Origin of the sequence: Pseudomonas sp. B21-047, from assembly GCF_024748775.1 — a bacterium.
GTDB lineage: Bacteria > Pseudomonadota > Gammaproteobacteria > Pseudomonadales > Pseudomonadaceae > Aquipseudomonas > Aquipseudomonas capeferrum.
Map to the genome: position 1 here is coordinate 2,771,850 of NZ_CP087169.1, position 19,845 is coordinate 2,791,694.

Below are 19,845 nucleotides of genomic sequence, written 5' to 3' on the forward strand. Positions count from 1 at the left end.
TGTTAGCTTCCAGCTTTCTACGGCCGGAGGCTATTCATGACGCGCATATCGATACATGGAAAAGGGCAAGCGCTGGATGGCGATATCACCACCACAGGCGCAGTCTGCATTGCCAGCAGTACGAACTACCGGGGGGACAACCGACGTGCGCTGCGCCTGGGCGATGCCACGACCGAGTGCCCGAACTGCAAGAAGGTCGGTGTCATTGTAGAAGGGGTGAATGCTTTCGTCATCGGAGGTAAACCGGCTGTTGTCGATGGGGCGCTGGTCAAGTGTGATTGCCCAAACGGCAGCAACCGGGTCATCGCGCAGTCAGCCATGCACCGGGCTAGCAGCCGTCCTGCTCAGGCTGCATCGCCTGCCTCTGCCGTCAGCCATTCGGCGCCTTCATCAGGGCAGAGTCCTGCTCAAGTGTACAACGCATCTCCCGTCGGCTCATTATCGATACTTGAGCCTGGCTTCCATATTGTGCAAAGCAGCATGTCGTTCGAGCAGGTGCTTCAGAGCCTTGGCGCGACGCACAGCCCTTTGCCAGTGGCGTTATTGCAGCGCTTGAATCCTACCTTCCCAGATGGTTTCAAGGCGGGCGAGATATTTGTGCTGGGCAGCCCAAGCAGTGGGCATGCCTGCAGCGCGCTGGAAAACGAACTGATCATGGTGGCCGAAAAGACGAGGGAGTCCCTGTCGATTCTCTCCCGTGAAGAAGCTAACTTCATGATGAAGCACATCGGTGAGATTGCCGGGGTGCTCAATGGCGCCAGCCAGTCGATGGGGGTGGGCAAGGACATGCTTGAGCGTGGACTGGGGCAGGTCAAGGACACGTTGAAGGGCATTGAGGCTTTGCACCAACAGCAGTTTGTTTTGCATGGCCACTTGAACAGTGCGGAGTTCTTCGCCAAGCGCAGGGGGCTTTATGAGCAACTGAGCGCCCAGTTGCGCGTAGGTTTTCTGAACAAGACATTGAACCTCGGCAGTTACGACACGCTCCGCCGCGACCTGGGTATCTCCACCAAAAGCCTGGTGCATCATTGGACCAAGGCAGGCGTGCCGGGCCAGATACCCGGATATGCGACCCACTTGGACGAGGTGGCCAAGATGTCGAATTATTTGAAGTATGGTGGGTTTGCGGCGATTGGGCTTGGTGCGGGGGCATCTTACTTGAACGTTCAAGCAGCATGTCGGGCTGGCGAAACCGAAGCGTGTAAGAAAATTCGATTTACTGAAACGGGGAGTTTTGCAGGGGGATTACTCGGTGGAGCGGCAGGTGGTAAGGTTGGTTCTGTCGCAGCGGCGGCTGTCTGTTCCTTTGGTGTATATGGAAAGGCTGTTTGCGGTATTGTGGCGATCGGAAGTGGCTCTTACTTAGGTAGTAAAACAGGAGAAAAAATAGGTGAGGGGATGATCGAATGGACCTATGAGGTACTTCATGATTGACCTCTCAAGCCTTCCCGCTGGTGTAAAAATCGTGTTAGGACTAGTGCCTTTAATCTTGAGTGTCGTGGGCGTTGGCATTGGCCTTTACATTGCAGGTTCTCGTCATTTCAAAATACTTTGCTCTACGTTCAAGAATAGTAAGGGGTTGGTTGAGGATCTTAAATACTGGAGCACCCTCTCTATAAGAACAAGATCGATGGTGGTCAATCGTTTTACGTTGGCAGTTGTATGGCCCAATCTGGGTATTCGCCAAGGGTGGTTGAATGCCGACGATTATCGACGTTGCCCAGCCTATCTGAAGCGGCGCTTACAGATCTCGTTCTGGTGTACTCTTGCCGGCTGGGCTGGGATCGTTACGGGTGGAACCTTGATTGAACTTGGTAGATTGTAATGCCCCCTCAATCGCCCGCGCTGCGCCTGCTTCCGCAAGTGGATGCTAAGCGACGGTACTTTCGACCCGAGCGAAGCACTGGCCGGCCATGACTGCGATTGTTGACGGACTCTGAGGTTATCAAGTTGACCGGGATTGGGGAGAGGTTCGGGGAACTGGCGTACGAGGATTACTATGATTGTTTTTTTAACGGTGCCCCTTGGTTTGAAAATGGCTTTTGGCTTGCGCCTTTCATTATCGGGGGGCTGTTCATTTGGCCGGTAGCCAATGCCATGGGGCTGTACGACATTTCTGAACTTGAATCTAAATACTTCAGGATTGGCCTGCTTGGGAATTATCCTACGCGGGCTGCTGAAGTATCGCTGTTGTCGGGGAAACCTCTCAGGGATAACGTTTTCGGGCCGCCTTAACCGGGTGGCCGGGTGTGAGAACCCGCTTCGAATTTCATGCAGCAGCACTGCTATGGCAGCTGTGCGCGGGCAGGCCTCGGCCTGGCCGGGCTTTGCATGGTTCACCGGTTTCTCACCCCGCGTACCGCTGCCACCCTCACCCCGTGAGAAGGTTGAGATGGTAGATCTCGATAACGAACTGTGAGATCGATCATGAAAAAAATTGTCCCTGACCCACCCCGCCGCAAACCGATCAACACCCATTCTTCACCGTCCAAGCCGACATGTACCCACCCGACGCCTTGGCCCACGCGAGTGAGCTGCTACGCGGTGTCATCGAAACCATCGACGAGCACTGCCGCGGCCACGTCGGCGAACCTGGCCTGAACATGCTGAGCAATGCCATGCATGCCAGCGAGATCGCCCACTCGCTGGTGGAGCATGTCCACAGCCGTCTCTATGGCCAGCAGGCCGAGGAGTGAGACCATGGCTGACGAACCCAAGCCCCTCACCACCGCTGGCCTGGCAACCTTCCTTGATGTGGGCAACCCAGCGTTGAATTTGCTGCGTGTGCAGCCTGGCATCCCGATCGATGTTGCCTACGAGCAGGTGTCGGTGCTGCTGGGCTACATCAAGCACCTGGTGCGCGAAGGCGATATGGACGATGACCACAAGCTACTAGGCGCAGCTGACTATCTGAGTGTCCTGGCCAAGGCGTTGATGGATGATATCGAGCTAGCCAAGAACCGGTTGCATTGATCTTGCTGGCCTCTTCGCGGCTGCACCCGCGAAGGGGCAGCTACAGGCAGCCCAACTGGTTGGGCTGGACGATGCCGTATCGCTTCATCTTGCGATACAGCGTTGACCGCGAAACCCCCGCGGCCTCTGCCGCTGCGCTCATGTTCCAGCGCTCTCGCTTCAACACCTCCAGCAAATGCCGCGCCTCGGCAGCCTCGACTTGCTGCTCTAGCACCTTTGGCCGCGCAGGCGCTGCAGGGTCGGCCACTACCTCCGGCAGGTCAGCCACTTCGATCAGCCCACCTTCGGCCAGCGCGACGGCCTGACGCAACGCATTGAGCAACTGCCGCACGTTCCCCGGCCAGGCGTGCCCGAGCAAGCAGCGCCACGCTTCATCGCTCAGGCGCATGCCAGCGCCCCCCGGCAGCCCTGCCAACAACCCTTCGATCAATGCGCGCCGGTCACTGCGTTCACGCAGTGCCGGCAACGTCATGCGCATCCCGCACAACCGGTAGTAGAGGTCTTCGCGAAAGCGCCTGTCGCCGATCATTGCCTGCAGGTCCTGGTGGGTTGCCGAAATCACCTGGAGGTCCAGTGCTACCGGCGCTTCGGCACCCAGCGGCACCAGCTCGCGCTCGGCAAGCACCCGCAGCAGGCGCGTTTGCAGGTGCGCCGGCATGTCGCCGATCTCGTCGAGGAACAGCGTGCCGCCATTGGCCTGCTCCAGCTTGCCCTTCATGCCTTTGCGATTGGCCCCGGTGAAGCTGCCGGCGCGGTAGCCAAACAGTTCGCTTTCGATCAGTGATTCGGGTATCGCCGCACAGTTGAGCGCCACGAACGGTTTGGCATGGCGCTGGCTAGCCTGGTGCAAGGCACGGGCGAACGCCTCTTTGCCGGTGCCGGTTTCGCCGTTCAGAAGAATCGCGATGTCTCGGTCCAGCACCTTGCGCAGGCGTTTCACGCCTTGTTGCAGCTGTGTGTCCTGGCCTGCCAGTTGCTCGAGCGTGGGGTGTGCAGTGTGGGTGGGCGCGGGCCGCGCAGAAGGCGCTTGGCGGTAACCGGCCGGTACGCGCAGGCCCACATCCAGCAGGTGCGCTTGTTCATGACCGCGCAGTTGAGTGCCACGTGCACCGCCGCGCGTCAGGTCCAGCAACTGGTCGATGGTGGCAGGCAGCAGTTGCTCGATGGCCACGCCCAACAGCTTGCCGGTATGCGCCAGGAACGCTGCCCGATTGGCGCCGATTACCCGGCCGCTTTCGTCCAGTGCCAGCAGTTGCTCTGCGGCCAGGTCGCAGAAGTCGTCGCGTGGTTTGATGGCCAAGGTCAGGCGGTCGCGGTAGCGCTGGCGGAAATGGCTGTTCTCGATCAACCGGGCGTACAGGGTCACCAGCTGCAAGGTCAGGTGCTGGGCTTGCTTGGGGCCGTCGTTGTACAGGCAGGTCGCGTTGAGGCAGCCGAGCAGTTGGTTGTGGGCATCGAAGATCGGTGATACCGAGCAACTGAGCCGCGCATTGGCCGCAAGGAAGTGCTCCTGACGATGGATGGTCAGTGCCTGCTCAGAGGCCAAGGCGGTGCCGATGCCGTTGGTGCCAGCAATCGACTCGTCCCACCGCGCGCCGACGATCAGCCCGGAACGGGTGTAGCGCTGTGGGTCGGCGGGCAGGCGCGCAGCCAGCGTGATGCCGTCGGCGTCACTGAGCAGCACGGCGAAACCGGCGTCCACCACGCGCTTGGCCAGGCCACTGACGCCCTGGCTGGCGATGGCCAGGTAGGCCTCGTGCTGGGCTTGGTGCTGGCGGATTTCAGCGGCGCTGAGGATGTTGTCGACGTGGCGCAGGGCGGGGTCCAGGTGGTGCTGATTGATGCTGCGGTACCAGGATTCAGCGATCACCGGTTCTGGCGTCAGGCCACGTTCGGCAAAGTGGCAGTCGACGAAGGCGGCCAGTTCACTGGCGCGGGGTTTGGCCATGGGCGCTCTACCAAGTTCTTGTTATTTGAGTTGGGGAAACCATAGCTGATTTTGGGTTTGGGAGTTGCTTGTCTTTAGCTTTGCAGGGGGCGGATATCGAGCGCCCCCCGAAGAACCCAAGCAAAAAAGCAGGCGTGTTTCAGCCGATCAGCTTGAGTGCCTCATCCAGACCCAGCGGCCGCTTCATCCGCTGCGACAGCTGCGCCATGGCATCCGAATACCCCTTGGCCACCACCGCTTCAACCTGCTCCCCGACACACTGCAAGGCAATGAAGTCACCTTTCTCCGGCTCGCCGACGAACTCGATTCGGTCCCAGTCCCGAGCATGCCCCAGCACTTCATAGGTGCGCCCATGCTGATAGGTCCAGAAAAACGGCACATCCGCGTAACGACGCTGCTCGCCCAGCATGTTGGCTGCGGCAATTACCCCATGCTGCTGGGCCAGGCGCCAGTGTTCGATGCGCACCGGGCGGCCAGCGAGGGGGAAGGTGGCGATGTCGCCGGCGGCCCATAGGCGGTCGGCGGCATGCAGCTCGGCGTCGACCCGCAACGAACGATCCTCGGCCAGTTCCACGCCCTGCACGAACGCAGTGGCCGGTGCGACGCCGGTACCCAGCAACACCAACGACGTCATCAGCTTCTCGCCATTGGCCAGCAGCACGGCGTCGACCCGTTCTTCACCGAGAAAGCGCTCGACCTCGGTCGGGCCGTGGAACACCACGCCCTTGCGCTCATGCAGCGCGCGTATGCTGCGCCCGATACGCTCCCCTAACTGTTTGCTCAAGGGCACCGCGTGGCGGCTGACCACATGCACCTGCGCGCCATACTTGCGCAAGGCCGAGGCCGCCTCCAGGCCAATGAACCCGTCGCCGACGATCACTACAGGCTGCCCCGGCTCGGCGGCATCCAGCAGGCGTGCTGCATCTTCGCGTGAACGCAGGGTCATGACCCCTGCCAGATCGACACCGGGCAGGTCGGGGCGTTGCGGTTTGCCGCCAGTGGCCAGCAAGGCGGCGTCATAGTCGATGCGGTGGCCGTCGCTGAGGGTGATTTGGCGCTTTTTCACGTCCAGTGTGCGCACCTTGCCCAAGCACCGCTCCAACTGGCCCGCGCGCAACTGGCCAGCCTCCAGTAGCGCCGGGACTTCATCGGGCGGCATCTCCCCAGCGATGACGAATTTGCTCAGCGCAGTGCGGTCGTAGGCGGGCTGGCGTTCATGGTCAAGCCAGACCAGACGCCCGCCGAAGCCATGGGCCAGCAGCGTGGCCACCGCCGCCGAGCCTGCGGCCCCGGCACCGATGACGACGAAGCAGCGCGCGTCACTGTGGCGTGGTGGCTCGGCCTTTGGCAGCGGCTGGTCATCGACCCAGACTTCACCGTCCTTGACCCACGCCCGGTAGCGGCGCAGGTCGGCCAGTGCCGGCGGTTCGCACACCGCGCCTTCGTCCACGGCAAACGCCGCTTTGTGCCACGGGCAGACCAGCAAGCCTGCGCAGATCACGCCTTCTTCCAGCGGGGCGCCGGCATGGGGGCAGTTGGCCTGGTAGGCCTGCACCAGATCGCCCTGGCGGATGAGGATGAGTTCTTCGTTGCCGGCCTGCACACGCAGAGGGCGGTGGGGGTCGAGCTGATCGAGGCGGGCCACGGTGTGCTGGGTCATGAGGCTTCTCCAAAGGGGGCCTTTGGAACCATTTGACGCCTGTGCCGTTGAGATGCTGACCTGAGCCGACGATCGGGGCATTATTATTCTGAAGCACCGTGTGGGGCGGGTTTGCCGGCTCCCACACGGGCTGTGGCGCATTGCAGGTGTTTTAGGTGGACTTTACCGTGGCCAGCGCGCCAGCGCGCGTTACCCGCAAGGCCACCAGGCTACCCACCACGATCAATGCCGCCAACGAATACAGCGCGGCATCGGTCGACCCGGTCTGGTCCTTGATGAAACCGACCAGGTACGGGCTGAGGAAGCCCGCCATCTGCCCCACCGAGTTGATCACCGCCAGCCCGGCCACGGCCGCACCGGCGCTGAGCAGCGCGGTGGGCATTGGCCAGAACATTGGCAGGCCGGTGAGCGCGCCCATGGTGGCGATCGACAGGCCGAGGATGGCAATCGGCGGGTTGCCGGCGAAGTTCACGGCGATCAGCAAGCCGATGGCGCCCATCAGCATGGGCACTACAAGGTGCCAGCGGCGCTCGTTGCGCAGGTCGGCCGAGCGCCCGCAGACAATCATGAACACCCCGGCCAGCAAGTACGGAATGGCGCTCAGCCAGCCAATCAGCAAGGGTTGTCGAAGCCCATGCTCTTGATGATCGACGGTAGCCAGAAGTTGATCGCGTACACACCGCTCTGGATACAGAAGTAAACGAAACCGAATGTCCAGATCAGCGGGTTGGTCAGCACTGCGAGCACGCTGTCACCGCTGGTGGCGGGTTTGCTGGCGGCGTCGGCCTTGAGGTCGGCCTCGATCAGTTGGCGCTCGGCCGGGCTCAGCCACGTGGCTTTCTGGTAGCCGTCGCTGAGCAGGCGGATGGCCAGGAAACCCAGGATGACGGTGGGCACGCCCTGGATCAGGAACATCCATTGCCAGCCGGCAAGGCCATGCTGGCCGGCGGCGAAATGTTCGAGGATCCAGCCGGAGAACGGCCCGCCCAGCAGCCCCGACACCGGGATCGCCGACATGAACAGGGCCATGATCCGGCCACGACGGTCGGCCGGGAACCAGCGCGAGAGGTACAGCACCACGCCTGGGAAGAAGCCGGCTTCGGCGGCGCCAGTCAGCAGGCGCAACGTGTAGAACTCGGTGGGTGTGGTGACGAACAGCAGGCAGGTCGAGAGGCTGCCCCAGGCGATCATCATCAACGCGATCCAGCGCCGTGGGCCGAAGCGGTTGAGTGCCAGGTTACTTGGCAGGCCGCAGAGCACGTAGCCGATGAAAAAGATACCGGCGCCGAGGCCGTAAACGGTTTCGCTGAAGTTCAGGGCGTCGAGCATCTGCAGCTTGGCGAAGCCGACGTTGACGCGGTCCAGGTAGTTGAACAGGTAGCAGATGAAAATGAACGGAATCAGCCGCAGGGTGATGCGCCGGTACAGCGCGTTACGGGTGGTGTCCGTGCCTTGGTCAGGGGCGGGGCTGTGTGCCATGATCGGGTTCTCTGTTGTTATGGTTGTCACCGCGTCGCCTGTTCCGGCGCTCGCCCTGACGAGTCTGGCGGGCCTGCGGTGTGCCTGTCTTTGTGCTTTTGCACAGCGCTTGGCCAGGGCTGCTGTGCCCGCGACCAAAGCCTACCACCCCAAGGACCGTTGAATGTTCGAACTCGACCATGACCTGGCGCAGGATATCGTTGATCGGGCGATGGCCATCCTGCCCTGCAACGTCAATGTCATGGACAGCCAGGGGCTGATCCTTGGCAGTGGCGAGCCGGAGCGTATCAACACCCGCCACGAAGGCGCGCAACTGGTGCTGGCCAACGGCCGCATCGTCGAGCTGGATGTGGACGCGGCAAAGTGCCTGAAGGGCGTGCAGCCAGGGGTGAACCTGCCGCTGATGCTCGATGGGCGGCTGATGGGGGTGCTGGGCCTGACCGGCGACCCACAACAGTTGCGCACCTATGGAGAGCTGGTGCGCATGACCGCCGAGATGCTCCTGGCCCAGCGCCATCTGCAGGTCGAGCAGCAATGGCGGCGGCAGCGTTGTGACGATTTGCTGGCCTTGTTGCTGGGTGGCAGCGGCGATTCACCCAGGTTGCTCGACGAAGCCCGGCAGTTGGGCCTGAAACCCCAGCTGCCCAGGGTGCCCTGCCTGTTCGAGCTGGAGTCGGGGCCACCGGCCGAAGCCTTGTCGGCCTGGCTGACCAGCCGCTACCCGGACAGCTGGTGCGTCAGCCCCGCACGCCAGTCGTTATTGTGGTGCCGCCCGGCAGCCTTGGTGCTGGACGAAGCGCGGCTGCTCGAGCGCCTGCAGCGCCACGGCTGGCAGGTCGAGCGCCTGGCCCTTGGTTGCGTGGCGCAGAGCCTGGAGCAGTTGCGCCGAGGCTATCGCCGGGTGCGCGACCTGCTGGCCTATGGGCAGGAGGTGCTGCCCGCCGAACGCCTGCTCAGCCTTGAGCGCTATCGGTTACCGGCCTTGCTGTGGCGCCATCGCAATGACGATGCCCTGGATGAACTGCTCGAACCGCTGCAACGCATCCGGGCCAAGGACGCGAGTGGTCAGCTGATTGCGACCTTGCGGGCCTGGTGCGCCCATGATGGCCAGAGCCAGGCCTGTGCCGATGCCTTGGGCATTCACCGCAACAGCCTTCGCTACCGGCTGGAACGGGTCGCCGAGCTGGGCGAAGTCGACCCGCTGCGGATGGAAGGCATGCTCAGTTTGTACCTGGGGTTGCAACTGCTGCCGGCCGGTTGAGGGGGGGCGAAGGCATTTGCCCAAACAACGCCTCTGCTGTCTTGTGCATTTGACCGAGGCCAGCTTGCCAGGCAACTGTCAGCATGCCGCTCATCTGGACAGGAGAATCCCCATGAAGATCGTCATCGCCCCCGACTCGTTCAAGGACAGCCTCGACGCTGCCGGTGTCACCCGCGCCATTGCCCTGGGCCTGGCCGAGGTGTGGCCGGATGCCGAGCTGGTCGAATGCCCCATGGCCGATGGCGGTGAAGGCACCATGGAGGCCATTCTTGCCGCCAGCCAGGGCGAACTTCGCCGCCTGGCCGTGCGTGGGCCTTTGGGGCAAACCGTCGAGGCCGGTTGGGGGTGGCTGGCGCAGAGCCGCACCGCAATCATCGAGATGGCCCAGGCCAGTGGCCTGCAATGGGTGCCGACCGAGCAGCGTGATGCGTGCCGCAGCAGCACCTGGGGTACTGGCGAGCTGATCGCTGCCGCGTTGGCCGCTGGTGCCCGGCGTATCGTCCTGGCAATTGGCGGCAGTGCTACCAATGACGGTGGCAGCGGCATGTTGCGCGCCCTGGGCTTGCGCCTCCTGGATACCGATGGCAAAGCGCTGGAAGAAGGGGGCCTGGCCCTGGCAAGGCTGGCGCACATCGATACCAGCGACCTGGACCCACGGCTGGCCGAAGTGCAGGTCGAGGTGGCTGCTGACGTTGACAACCCGCTGTGTGGGCCCAATGGCGCCTCGGCGATCTTCGGCCCGCAGAAAGGCGCAAGCCCGCAACAGGTGCAGGCGCTGGACCAGGCGCTGGGGCATTTTGCCGATCACTGTGCGCGGTTGCGCGGTGAGGATGTGCGCGACTTCCCTGGCTGTGGCGCCGCAGGCGGCATGGGGTTCGCGGCCAAGGCGTTCATGGGCGCGCAATTCCGCCCTGGGGTGGAGGTGGTGGCTGAGCTGGCCGGGCTCGATGCGCTGGTGCAGGGTGCTGACCTGGTGGTGACCGGCGAAGGACGCTTCGACGCCCAGACCCTGCGTGGCAAGACGCCGTTGGGCGTGGCCCGGGTCGCCAAGCGCCACGGTGTGCCGGTGGTTGTACTGGCCGGCACGCTGGGGGAGGGCTACCAGCAGTTGTATGCCCATGGGATTGACGCCGCTTTTGCCTTGGTCAACGGGCCGATGAGCCTGGAGCAGGCATGCGCCAACGCGCCAACGCTACTGCAGGCGCGCGCGGGTGATATCGCCCGGCTGTGGCGCTGCGCTTCTGCAGCCCCCAAAAAGCATGTGAAATATTAAAAACATCTTAGTCTGATACCTCGCCCAAAACACAAGCCGAATCGGGTGCTTTTGCCAGAAAAGTACTACATACAGCGAGCGTAAAAGCCCCTATTTAGGCCGATTAATACCTGGCAACTCTCACCGTCGCCGAGAAATAAGTATTTTACTAACCCCCTGTCGCTCGCCAATTCTCTGCGCTGCACATTTGAGAGGGCGAGTCGATGTTGGTTCATGGCGATAAGGATTTCGAAGTATTGAAGAACGCCGAGCGCGAACTTCAACAGCATGTCGGGCATCTCCCCGATGCCGCGTTTTATGAACGAAAGTTGCAAGCAGCCTGGAGGCGAGCACAGCACAGCGCCCACTACGCAGAGATAGGCCCCTACCGTTTTTCGGCGTTTCAGCAATTACCGCTGACGGCCAAGGCCTTGCTTAAACGTCAGCCATTGGCGTTCTGTACCGTGGCCCTGGGCGATGCGGCCAAGTACTACGCCACTACCGGCACCACGGGCGAGCCGACCCCGACCCCGCGCCTGAAACAAGACATCATCTGGAATGCTGTCAGCGTCGCCGCCCACTGGCGCTCGGTGCTGCGCCCGGGAGCACGGGTGGCCAACCTGATGCCATCGGACATCGTCCCGGTCGGCGACCTGATCGCCAATGTCTGCGAATACCTGGATGTTTCCCATGTGCGGCTGTATCCGTTCACCACCGGCATCACCGACTGGGAGCGGGTGTGCAACACCTTCGACACCTACCGGCCAACGGTGCTGTTCATTGCCCCCGGCGTGCTGGTACAGCTGACCCGCTACCTCAAGCAGCGGGACCTATTGCACACCTTCGCCCAGTCGGTGCGCTCGATCATGCTGCTGGGCGAGGTCAACACTCAGCCGTTTCGTGAACGTCTGGCCCGTGGCTGGCAGTGCGAGGTGTTCGACGCCAGTTATGGCAGCACCGAAACCGGCACCTTGGCCGCCGTGGGCGAAGACCAGCAGATGCGCCTGGCCACAGCCACCCACTACTTCGAACTGCTGTTGCCCGACGGCAGGCTGGTGACGCCCGCCGAGGGCCTTACCGGGCGCCTCGTGGTCACCCCACTGAACCTGTATGCCCGCCCGTTGCTGCGGCTGGACACCGGCGACAGCGTGACCATCACCGCGCCGTGGCAGCCCGGGCAGCTCAGCCCCAGCCTGCTGATCAATGGCCGCGACAGTGACAGCATCATGGTGGCGGGTGTCAGCCTTGAGATTCGCGCGGTCGAAGAGGTGGTCTACGGCACCTGTGACGCTACCGGCTACGTGATCGAGATCGACCGCCAGAACGACAGCGCCGCCTTGATCCTGGAGCGCGACGTGCACTGGGACAACGCGCAGGAAAGCCAACTGCAAGCGCAACTGCTGGAGCGCTCCCAACAGCTGATGGGCCTGCGCTGGAGCCGCGTGCTGTTCGTCAACAACCTGTCGGCCATCAACAAAAGTGGTGGCTCGCAAAAAAGCTGGAAGAAGACCAACCTGCGCTTCGTGGGGGGCAAGCAATGACCGCACCACGCTTTGCGCAAGGGCGCGGCCTGGGCAATGGCCAGCCTGACCTGTGGTGCACCTACGCCGCCGTGCGCAGCCTGGCCTGGGTCGAGCGCCTCGACAGCGTCGATACGGCCAGCCTGCACACCTACATTCAGTCCCGCCGTAACCGTGACGCAGGCTTCGCCTGGAGCAAAGGCATGCCGTCCGACGCCTGGGCCACGTTCTATTGCTGCGAAACGCTCAAAGACTTGGGCATTGCCATCGAGCAGGGCACCCAGACCGCCGAATGGCTGCATACCCTGTTCGACGGTGACGCCTACGCCATGTGCCCGGGGCAGACCGCAGACGTCTGGGCCACCCACTATGCGGTGCGCACCTTGGTCGAGGTTTGCGATGGCCGCGTGGCCGACCCCGATGCCTTGTATGCCTGGCTTGAAGGGCTGCAGTGCAGCAATGGCGGCCTGAGCTGGTCGGCGGACTTTGCCCGGCGCAACCTGGCCGATACCCGTGCCTGCTTCTATGGCGTGATGGCTGCGCGCGCGCTGGCTCGGCAAGGGCTGCCAGCGCCGGCCTGGGACGTGCCGCGGTTGATCGACTGGTTGCAGGCGCAACAGATGGACGACGGTGGCTTTCGCTTCAGCGAAGCCGCCGAGCGGCCGTGCCTGTGGGCGACCTACCGCGCCACGGCCAGCCTCGCAGCATTACAGGCGCAGCCGCTGGGGCCCGGCCAGTGCGTCGCCTGGATCGAGGCGCTGCGTGGCCCGAGCGGCGCCTTCGTGCGCTGGCAGGGTTATGACGTCGAAGATGTCTGGGCCGCCTTTTGTGCGGTGGGCTCACTCAAGGCGCTCGGTGAGCCGGTGGCACACTTGGCAGATGCCATCGCAAGCTTCATCGCGACCCTGGCGTTGCCGCAGGGTGGTTACACCTATCGGCAGGTCGACGCTGCGGCTGATGTGCTGACCACCGCGGCCGCAGTGATCGGTGGGCAGATGACGGATGCACAGCGGGCGGATGCGCTGCGCTGGATCGAGGGCTGCCAGATGCCGAACGAGCCCGGGATCATGTACATGCCGGGGCGTGGGGCCGAAGTGCGTTGCACCAATTGGGGCCTGGCCGCCGGTGCCTTCGCTGACCGCCCCGACGCACGCAAGGCAGTCGGACACTGGCTGGCCTCGCTGCAGAACCCCGACGGTGGCTTCGGTTTCTGGGAGGGGCGTGGTTCTGACCTGGTGTCCACTGCATCGGCGGTGGCGATTCTGCAGCAACTGGGTAACAACGCCGGTGTCGACCTTGTCGAGCTCGAAGCCTTTGTCGCCAGCTGCTGCCAGCAGGGCCGGCATGCCGCGTACCCGCGTGGGCAGGTCTCTTTGCGCGCCAGCCTGCAGGCATTGATCTGCCTGCGCCATGTTGGCCGGGATGTTCGCGCGCAGGCAAGCGACCTGCTGGCCGCGCACAAGGTGCGCCAGGGCGGCTTCGCCAACCAGGGGCAGCGCATCCCTGATCTGCTCAGCACCTACCAGGCCGTGGCGTTGGCCGCAGCGCTGGGGTTGCCGGTCGACCTGGCGCACCTGCGCTTCTTCCTCGACAAGGTGCGCAGCGGCCTGGGGTATGCCTGGTCGCCGCTCTACCTGCAGGGGCACGACGCGTTGTCGGGCTGCCTGGGGCGCCTGTTGCAGGCGTTTGCCGACGGCAAGTGCCTGCACCTGCCCAACTTGCAGCTGTCGTGAGGAGCAGGCATGCCGACCATCACTGTTACCTGCGCGCCGCTGCAGGCCATTGAACGCAAGCGCCTGGCCCTGGCCTTCACGCGCCAGCTCAAGGCGCTGGGTGCCGAGCCTGCGCACTGCATGGTGTTTTTCAACCCGCTGACGCCTGGCTGCGTGTTCGGCGCGGGCATGCCGTTGCCTACCGTGGACGGTGACGGCGCCGCCTTGCAGTTCTACCTGCGCATCACCTTGTCGGTGGCGCGCGATGCAATAGCCCACGCGGTATTGGCTGAGGGCCTGCACCGCTGCCTAGCCACGCACTACCCGGATGCTTTTGTCTATCTGCAGTTCGACCCGATCCTGCCGGAACAGGTGTTCTACAGCACGGGAGCGGAACTAATCAATGCCGGCAACCCACAAGGAACAACAGGCCCGTGAGCAACTTATCTATTGAGCAGCGTATTCGTCAGGCATTGGCGCAGTTACTGGGAGAGGAGGTCCACGCCATCGATAAACAGGACAGTTTTCGCGACTTCATTGGCGAGCGTTTCGACAGCCTGATGGCCGTCGAAGTCATCACCGCTATTGAAGGCTGTTTTGACATCGAAGTGGATTACCTGAGTGACGATGTCCGCTACTGGTTTGAAACCTTGGAGAAGATGGAAGCGTTCGTCGCCCAGAAGCTTGAAGATCAATTGACCCTGCAGGCCGCTGAATGAGCAGCGACCATTTGTTCACCACATCGGGCTCTACCGGTGTGCCCCGCCAGTGGCTGCGCAGCCACGCGCAGATGACCCAGGAGGCGGCCTTGATACTCGGCCACTGGGCGGCTGGCGCGACCGAGGTCCTGTCATTTGCGCCGAGCACGCACAGCTACGGCATGATCCTGGGCGAGGTCGGCGCGCAATGGCTGAACGCGCGGCTGCAAGCCTGCTCCCTGGAGCAGCAGGTGTTGCCGCAACTCGATGGCGACGGGCCTTGTGTGATCCTCGCCATTGCCAGTACCTGGCGGCTGTTGCCCACCCTGTTGGCGCGCCTGTCGGCACGGCGTTCGGTGCTGGTGGTGCACAGCGCTTCGCTGCTGCCCCCCGACGCTTTGGCCACCGTGCAGCGCCATGCCGGGCCGCAGGTGCGCTTCATCGAGCTGCTGGGCGCCACCGAAACCGGCGCCATGGCCGTTCGCGAGCTGGATGCGCAAAGCAACGCGGAGCAACCCTGGACGCTGTTGGGTGACGTCACGTTGCTCAGCCCGATCGGCGCGCCGAGCCCGCTGGAAGTCAGCAGCCCGCGTATCGCCCGGGAGCAGGGGGCTGCGGTACCGGCCAGCCGTCACCGTTGCGATGACCTGGTGCTGGCGTTGGACGCCCGACGCTTTCAATGGCTGGGCCGTGCCAGCAGCCTGATCAAGGTCAACGGGGTACGGCTTGACCTGGCACGTGTGGCCAGCGAGCTGAGCCAGCAACTGCACTGCCCGACCCTGGCCTGCGTGGCGGTGCGCGATGCGCTGCGCGCCGAGGCGTTTGAAGTGCTGTTCAGCTCGGCAACGTTGACCGAGCGGGCAGTGCGTGAAGCGTTCACGCACTGGCCAGCGCACCACCCGCGACCGGTCGCCGTGCGCCGGGTCGCCCATCTGCCCCTGTCTGCCACCGGCAAGCCCCAGCCGTGGGCGGCCGCAACTTCTGTCAAGGAATACACCCATGAGCCACGCTGATACCCAGAGCACCATCGCCCATTACCTGAACCACTGCGGTGCGCCGCTGGCCAGTGGCCGCGAGCAGCCCGAATACCTTGGCCTCAGCCTGCGCAAACGCCTCGAACTGCTGCAGCGCAGCCCCGCGCTGGCGGCTGACTGGGCCGCGCAGTACGACGCCTGGCGCGACCATGCCGACAGCCACTATCGGTGCCTGACCAGCACCCGCCCGGCCGAGGCACCGTGGTTTCGGCTGGGGGTCAAGGACACCGTGGATGTCGCCGGCCTGCCGACCCGTCTGGGGCTGCGCAGCTACCGTCACTACCCGCAGCGCAGCGCCAAGGCGCTGACCTGCCTCGATTCGCGCATCGTGCTGACCAGCAAGGTGGCGACCACCGAGTTGAACATTGCGTTCGGCGCAGGCTGCCGCAACCCGCACTTCCCGGGCATCGACCCGTCAGGGTCCAGTACAGGGTCTGCGGTCTCCGTGGCGGCGGGCCTGTGCGATATTTCGTTGGGTACCGATGTACTCGGTTCGGTGCGCTGGCCGGCATCGCACTGCGGCATGGTCGGCTTGCGCATGACCCATAAGGCCGCCAGCCTAGCCGGCGTATTCCCACTGTCGCCACGCATGGACGCCCTCGGTTGGGTCACCCGCAGTGCCGACGACCTCGACATGCTAATGCCGTTGCTGGGCCTGGCACCGCTGCTGGGGGATCAGCAACCGCTCAAGCCGCACTACCGGGTTGGCGTGTTGGCGCACGCCCTGGACCCGGCACTGACCAGCGCGCCCATGCTCGACATGCTGGGCCAGGCCCGAACCGCCTTTGCCGACCTGGGCATGGCGCCGCATGAAGTCGCCATGCCTGAACTGTGGGCCTGCCGTGGCGATGCCTGGCAGCTGTGTGCGCGTGACGCCTGGCTGGCCTCGGCCGCCTGGGCACGCCGCTTCGACAGCGAACTGCACTGGTCGACCCTCAGTGCGCTCAAGGTCGGTGAAGGGGTGAGCGACAGCGATTATCAGCGCATTCATGGGCGCATGGACGCCGTGCGCGCGGGCATCGCTGCCTGGTTCGACAGCGCCCAGGTGGACTTCGTGGTCTTTCCGATGGACCCGAACCGGCCATTCGACCGGCGCAACCCGCAACCGGGTGACTCGACTATTCCGTCACCCGACGATCATGATTACTCGCAGAAGATCGGCTTTACCCCACTGGCCAGTTTCAGCGGCCTGCCAGCCATCACCGTGCCGGTTGCCCTCAGTGCCGACGGCAAGGCGCCGTTGGCCATCCAGATCATGGGCCGGCGCGACAGCGAACAGCAGCTGCTGGACATCGCCAAACGGCTGCAGGCGTTGATCGGCCTGCTGCCTACCCGCCGTCTTCAGGTGTAAGGAGCGAGCCATGTGCGGAATTACCGGCTGGGTGGACTACACCCGCGACCTGAGCCAACAGCGCCAGGTGCTCGGCGCCATGACCGACACCCTGGCCCTGCGCGGGCCAGATGCCAGCGGCGGCTGGCAGCACCGGCACGCCTTGCTCGGCCACCGGCGCCTGGCGATCATCGACCTGAGCGGTGGCGTGCAGCCGATGACCTACCGCTTCGCCAGTGGTGAGGAAGTGGCGCTGGTGTACACCGGCGAGGTCTATAACCACAATGCCTTGCGCGAGCGCCTGCGCCAGGCCGGGCACACGTTTCAGACGCGCAGCGACACCGAAGTGGTGCTGCATGCTTACCTGGAGTGGGGCGAGCAGTGCTGCGACTACCTCAATGGCATGTTCGCCTTCGCCGTGTTCGACGCGCGCGATGGCCACTTCCTGCTGGTGCGTGATCGCCTGGGGGTCAAGCCGCTGTACTACGCCCGTCACCAGCAGGGGCTGCTGTTCGGCTCGGAGATCAAGGCGGTGCTGGCGCACCCCGACTTCGCCAGTGCCCTTGACGCGGTCGGCCTGGTGGATGCCCTGAGCCTGAGCCGCGGTACCACCCGCACGGCGTTGCGCGGGGTCAGCGAACTGCCGCCCGGGCATCGGTTGTCCTGGCGGCCCCAGGGGCAGGTCAGCATCAGCCGCTATTGGCAACTGCAACGCCGAGCGCACGAGGACGATCTGGCGACCACCGTCGAGCGCACCCGCGAGCTGCTCGACAACGCGCTGGGCGAGCAGCTGCACGCCGATGTGCCGGTCTGCTCGCTGCTGTCCGGTGGCCTGGACTCGACCCTGCTCACCGCCATGGCGCAACAACGGCTGCAGGCGGAGCAGGGCGGGGCGGTGAACTCGTTCTCGGTGGATTTCGTCGGCCAGGCCGAACAGTTTCAGAGCGACGCGTTTCGCCCGGAGCGCGATCAACCTTACGCCCTGGCTGCCGCGCAGTATATCGGCAGCCAGCACCAGACCATCCTGATCGACAACCGCGAGCTGGTGGCGGACGCGGCGCGCCTGGCGGTGTACCGCGCCAATGACAGCGCGGCAACCTTCGGTGACGTGGATACCTCGCTGTACCTGCTGTTCAAGGCCATCCGCGCGCACTCTACGGTGGCTATATCCGGTGAAGCGGCAGACGAGGTATTTGGCGGCTATGCCTGGTTCCGCGATCCGCAGGCCGTGGCGGCAGCGCGCTTCCCTTGGTTGTCGCGCATGCAACTGCTGCAGCCTGGGCTGATCAACCCGGAGTTCAACCGTGTCTGCGACTTTGCCGGCTATCAGGACAGCTGCTATCACCAGGCCCTGGACAGCGTCGAACACCTGCCGGCTGACAGCCCGCTGGAGCGGCGCATGCGCGAGATCTGCCACATGCACCTGCAGCGTTGGCTGCCGATTCTGCTCGACCGCAAGGACCGCCTGAGCATGGCCGCCAGCCTCGAAGTGCGGGTGCCGTTCACGGACCACACTTTGGTGGAGTACGTGTACAACGTGCCGTGGTCGATCAAGGGCAAGGATGGCGAGGAAAAATGGTTGCTCAAGCAAGCCAGCGCCGGCCTGGTGCCGCCTGCGGTGTTGCAGCGGCGCAAGAGCCCGTACCCGACGTCGGCCAACCTGGCCTATGAACGCTTCCTGCGGGGGCGCATCGGGCAGTTGCTGAATGCGCCAGGCCAGCCGGTGTTTCAGGTCATCGACCGTGGCCGGCTGGCCGCCGAGTTGCGCCAGCCCGAGGGCTACTTCAACTCGCAGCTGCGGCGCAACAACCTGGAGACCGCCTTGGCGCTGGATACCTGGCTGCAGGAGTATCGCCTGACGCTGTAGGGCTACAGGATCAAAGGGCTCTGCAGGGTGTCGCTGAAGCGCTTCGGCGCGCCCTGGTCGAGCATGGCGATGAAGCTGCCCAAGGCAGGCGAGGCGTTCTGAGTGTTCCAGTTCATGTACAGGCCCATGGTCGGGGTTGGCTGGTCCTTGATCGGGCGGATCGGCCGGAACTGCACGCGGTCGCGCAGCGTGGAGTAGGCGATCGACTCGGGCACCAGGGCCACGCCGAAACCACAGGCCACCAGGCCGATCAAGGTATGGATCTGCGCCGCTTCCTGGACAACCTTGGGGTAGAAACCGGCCGACTCGCACAGGGCGATCAACTGGCTGTGGTAGCCACTGCCCAGGGCTTGCGGGGTGAACACGAAGTCCTCTTCGGCGAAGTCGCGCAGGTCGACCAGGGGCTGCTGCGCTTTGGCGTGGCTGGCCGGCAGGGCCATGATGATCTGCTCGTTCAGCAACAGCCGCGATGCGATGATGTCGGGCGGCATCGGCAGTTTACGCATGAAGCCGATGTCGGCTTCGCCGGCCAACAAGGCCTTGGCCTGGGAGGCCGAGGGCATCTCCCGGATGGTCAGGCGCACATTCGGGTAGACCTCGCGGAACCTGCGCAAGGTGGTGAGCAGCGACTCGTAGTACGCGATGGAAATGGCCGTGATGGTCAGCTTGCCGCAGATGCCTTCGGAAACATTGCGCGCGTACTCGATGCCTTGCTCCAGTTCCTTGAGCGTGCGGTAGGCGGTTTCCAGGAAGGCCATGCCGGCGGCGGTCAGCTTGACCCCACGCTTGTTGCGCAGGAACAGGCTGAAGCCGAGCTTTTCTTCAAGGCGGTTGATTGCTTGGCTCAGGGGCGGCTGCGCCATGTGCAGGCGGATGGCAGCCTTGTGGAAGTGCAGTTCCTCGGCCACGGCAATGAACTGCCTGAGCAAACGTGTTTCGATCATTCTACGTTCCTTCATCGACATGCAGGGTGCCCGGAAGGCGGCCGGCCCGCCCCTGCAAGGCGGCCATGATAGTGCGTGGCACCCGAGTGACAAAGCCCGGTGATATCCCTGAGATATCAAAGTTGCATGCTTTTAATATTAAGTCATTGATTTTTTTATTGTTATCG

15 protein-coding genes and 2 pseudogenes are annotated in these 19,845 nt (G+C 63.8%); 13 read left to right on the forward strand and 4 right to left on the reverse strand.

The window, feature by feature from the left end; genetic code table 11:
- Window positions 1–36 precede the first annotated feature (36 nt).
- The 4 genes and pseudogenes from LOY26_RS12440 (at window position 37) to LOY26_RS12455 (ending at window position 2,973) form a co-directional block, all read left to right on the forward strand.
- A complete protein-coding gene (locus tag LOY26_RS12440) occupies window positions 37–1,434 on the forward strand; it encodes a PAAR domain-containing protein (protein ID WP_258714829.1) in 1,398 nt (465 codons plus the stop codon).
- The gene (locus tag LOY26_RS12445) at window positions 1,427–1,825 is read left to right on the forward strand and encodes a hypothetical protein (RefSeq protein WP_186652991.1); all 399 of its coding nucleotides are present in this window, start codon (window positions 1,427–1,429) and stop codon (window positions 1,823–1,825) included. Before LOY26_RS12440 ends, LOY26_RS12445 begins: the two co-directional genes overlap by 8 nt.
- A 602-nt stretch (window positions 1,826–2,427) precedes the next feature.
- Window positions 2,428–2,696: pseudogene (locus LOY26_RS12450) on the forward strand (hypothetical protein).
- Window positions 2,697–2,700: 4 nt separating this feature from the next.
- Window positions 2,701–2,973 (forward strand): DUF3077 domain-containing protein, encoded by a 273-nt coding sequence (locus LOY26_RS12455; protein ID WP_186652996.1) that lies wholly within the window; start codon window positions 2,701–2,703, stop codon window positions 2,971–2,973.
- 40 nt (window positions 2,974–3,013) lie between these two features.
- Here the strand turns inward: LOY26_RS12455 and LOY26_RS12460 are convergent, their stop codons facing one another.
- The 3 genes and pseudogenes from LOY26_RS12460 to LOY26_RS12470 form a co-directional block, all read right to left on the reverse strand.
- The gene (locus LOY26_RS12460) at window positions 3,014–4,921 is read right to left on the reverse strand and encodes a sigma-54-dependent Fis family transcriptional regulator (protein ID WP_258714830.1); all 1,908 of its coding nucleotides are present in this window, start codon (window positions 4,919–4,921) and stop codon (window positions 3,014–3,016) included.
- Window positions 4,922–5,060: 139 nt separating this feature from the next.
- Window positions 5,061–6,581, reverse strand: a complete 1,521-nt coding sequence (locus tag LOY26_RS12465; protein WP_258714831.1) for an FAD-dependent oxidoreductase — start codon at window positions 6,579–6,581, stop codon at window positions 5,061–5,063.
- A 151-nt stretch (window positions 6,582–6,732) separates the two neighbouring features.
- Window positions 6,733–8,060: pseudogene (locus LOY26_RS12470) on the reverse strand (MFS transporter).
- Window positions 8,061–8,223: 163 nt separating this feature from the next.
- Between LOY26_RS12470 and LOY26_RS12475 the strand changes: the two are divergent.
- The 9 genes from LOY26_RS12475 to asnB all read left to right on the forward strand — a co-directional run bounded on the left by LOY26_RS12475 (window position 8,224) and on the right by asnB (window position 18,734).
- Window positions 8,224–9,321 (forward strand): sugar diacid recognition domain-containing protein, encoded by a 1,098-nt coding sequence (locus LOY26_RS12475; protein ID WP_186664561.1) that lies wholly within the window; start codon window positions 8,224–8,226, stop codon window positions 9,319–9,321.
- Between the two features lie 112 nt (window positions 9,322–9,433).
- Complete coding sequence (locus LOY26_RS12480; RefSeq protein ID WP_186653006.1) at window positions 9,434–10,594, forward strand: glycerate kinase; 1,161 nt, start codon at window positions 9,434–9,436, stop codon at window positions 10,592–10,594.
- A gap of 308 nt (window positions 10,595–10,902) precedes the next feature.
- Window positions 10,903–12,114: an AMP-binding protein gene (locus LOY26_RS12485; RefSeq protein ID WP_238338548.1), complete on the forward strand. Its 1,212-nt coding sequence runs from the start codon at window positions 10,903–10,905 to the stop codon at window positions 12,112–12,114.
- The gene (locus LOY26_RS12490; RefSeq protein ID WP_258714832.1) at window positions 12,111–13,826 is read left to right on the forward strand and encodes a prenyltransferase/squalene oxidase repeat-containing protein; all 1,716 of its coding nucleotides are present in this window, start codon (window positions 12,111–12,113) and stop codon (window positions 13,824–13,826) included. Before LOY26_RS12485 ends, LOY26_RS12490 begins: the two co-directional genes overlap by 4 nt.
- Before the next feature lie 9 nt (window positions 13,827–13,835).
- Window positions 13,836–14,243: a hypothetical protein gene (locus LOY26_RS12495; protein ID WP_033697759.1), complete on the forward strand. Its 408-nt coding sequence runs from the start codon at window positions 13,836–13,838 to the stop codon at window positions 14,241–14,243.
- Entirely contained in the window at window positions 14,240–14,524 is a 285-nt protein-coding gene (locus LOY26_RS12500) for an acyl carrier protein (protein ID WP_258714833.1), read from the forward strand. Before LOY26_RS12495 ends, LOY26_RS12500 begins: the two co-directional genes overlap by 4 nt.
- Window positions 14,521–15,516, forward strand: a complete 996-nt coding sequence (locus tag LOY26_RS12505; protein ID WP_258714834.1) for an AMP-binding protein — start codon at window positions 14,521–14,523, stop codon at window positions 15,514–15,516. Before LOY26_RS12500 ends, LOY26_RS12505 begins: the two co-directional genes overlap by 4 nt.
- Window positions 15,503–16,888 carry an amidase gene (locus tag LOY26_RS12510; RefSeq protein ID WP_258714835.1) on the forward strand — a complete coding sequence of 462 codons (1,386 nt, stop codon included), beginning with the start codon at window positions 15,503–15,505 and terminating at the stop codon, window positions 16,886–16,888. Before LOY26_RS12505 ends, LOY26_RS12510 begins: the two co-directional genes overlap by 14 nt.
- Window positions 16,889–16,898: 10 nt before the next feature.
- Window positions 16,899–18,734: an asparagine synthase (glutamine-hydrolyzing) gene (gene asnB / locus LOY26_RS12515; protein WP_258714836.1), complete on the forward strand. Its 1,836-nt coding sequence runs from the start codon at window positions 16,899–16,901 to the stop codon at window positions 18,732–18,734.
- 2 nt (window positions 18,735–18,736) lie between these two features.
- Here the strand turns inward: asnB and LOY26_RS12520 are convergent, their stop codons facing one another.
- Window positions 18,737–19,678: a LysR family transcriptional regulator gene (locus LOY26_RS12520; protein ID WP_033697770.1), complete on the reverse strand. Its 942-nt coding sequence runs from the start codon at window positions 19,676–19,678 to the stop codon at window positions 18,737–18,739.
- Between the last annotated feature and the right edge of the window lie 167 nt (window positions 19,679–19,845).

Bases quoted from the DNA above. Each gene is read 5' to 3' on its own strand.
- LOY26_RS12495 (WP_033697759.1), top strand. From the start codon at position 13,836: ATGCCGACCATCACTGTTACCTGCGCGCCGCTGCAGGCCATTGAACGC.
- LOY26_RS12445 (WP_186652991.1), top strand. From the start codon at position 1,427: ATGATTGACCTCTCAAGCCTTCCCGCTGGTGTAAAAATCGTGTTAGGA.
- LOY26_RS12465 (WP_258714831.1), bottom strand. From the start codon at position 6,581: ATGACCCAGCACACCGTGGCCCGCCTCGATCAGCTCGACCCCCACCGC.
- LOY26_RS12490 (WP_258714832.1), top strand. From the start codon at position 12,111: ATGACCGCACCACGCTTTGCGCAAGGGCGCGGCCTGGGCAATGGCCAG.
- LOY26_RS12520 (WP_033697770.1), bottom strand. From the start codon at position 19,678: ATGATCGAAACACGTTTGCTCAGGCAGTTCATTGCCGTGGCCGAGGAA.
- LOY26_RS12455 (WP_186652996.1), top strand. From the start codon at position 2,701: ATGGCTGACGAACCCAAGCCCCTCACCACCGCTGGCCTGGCAACCTTC.
- asnB (WP_258714836.1), top strand. From the start codon at position 16,899: ATGTGCGGAATTACCGGCTGGGTGGACTACACCCGCGACCTGAGCCAA.
- LOY26_RS12480 (WP_186653006.1), top strand. From the start codon at position 9,434: ATGAAGATCGTCATCGCCCCCGACTCGTTCAAGGACAGCCTCGACGCT.
- LOY26_RS12475 (WP_186664561.1), top strand. From the start codon at position 8,224: ATGTTCGAACTCGACCATGACCTGGCGCAGGATATCGTTGATCGGGCG.
- LOY26_RS12440 (WP_258714829.1), top strand. From the start codon at position 37: ATGACGCGCATATCGATACATGGAAAAGGGCAAGCGCTGGATGGCGAT.
- LOY26_RS12505 (WP_258714834.1), top strand. From the start codon at position 14,521: ATGAGCAGCGACCATTTGTTCACCACATCGGGCTCTACCGGTGTGCCC.
- LOY26_RS12460 (WP_258714830.1), bottom strand. From the start codon at position 4,921: ATGGCCAAACCCCGCGCCAGTGAACTGGCCGCCTTCGTCGACTGCCAC.
- LOY26_RS12510 (WP_258714835.1), top strand. From the start codon at position 15,503: ATGAGCCACGCTGATACCCAGAGCACCATCGCCCATTACCTGAACCAC.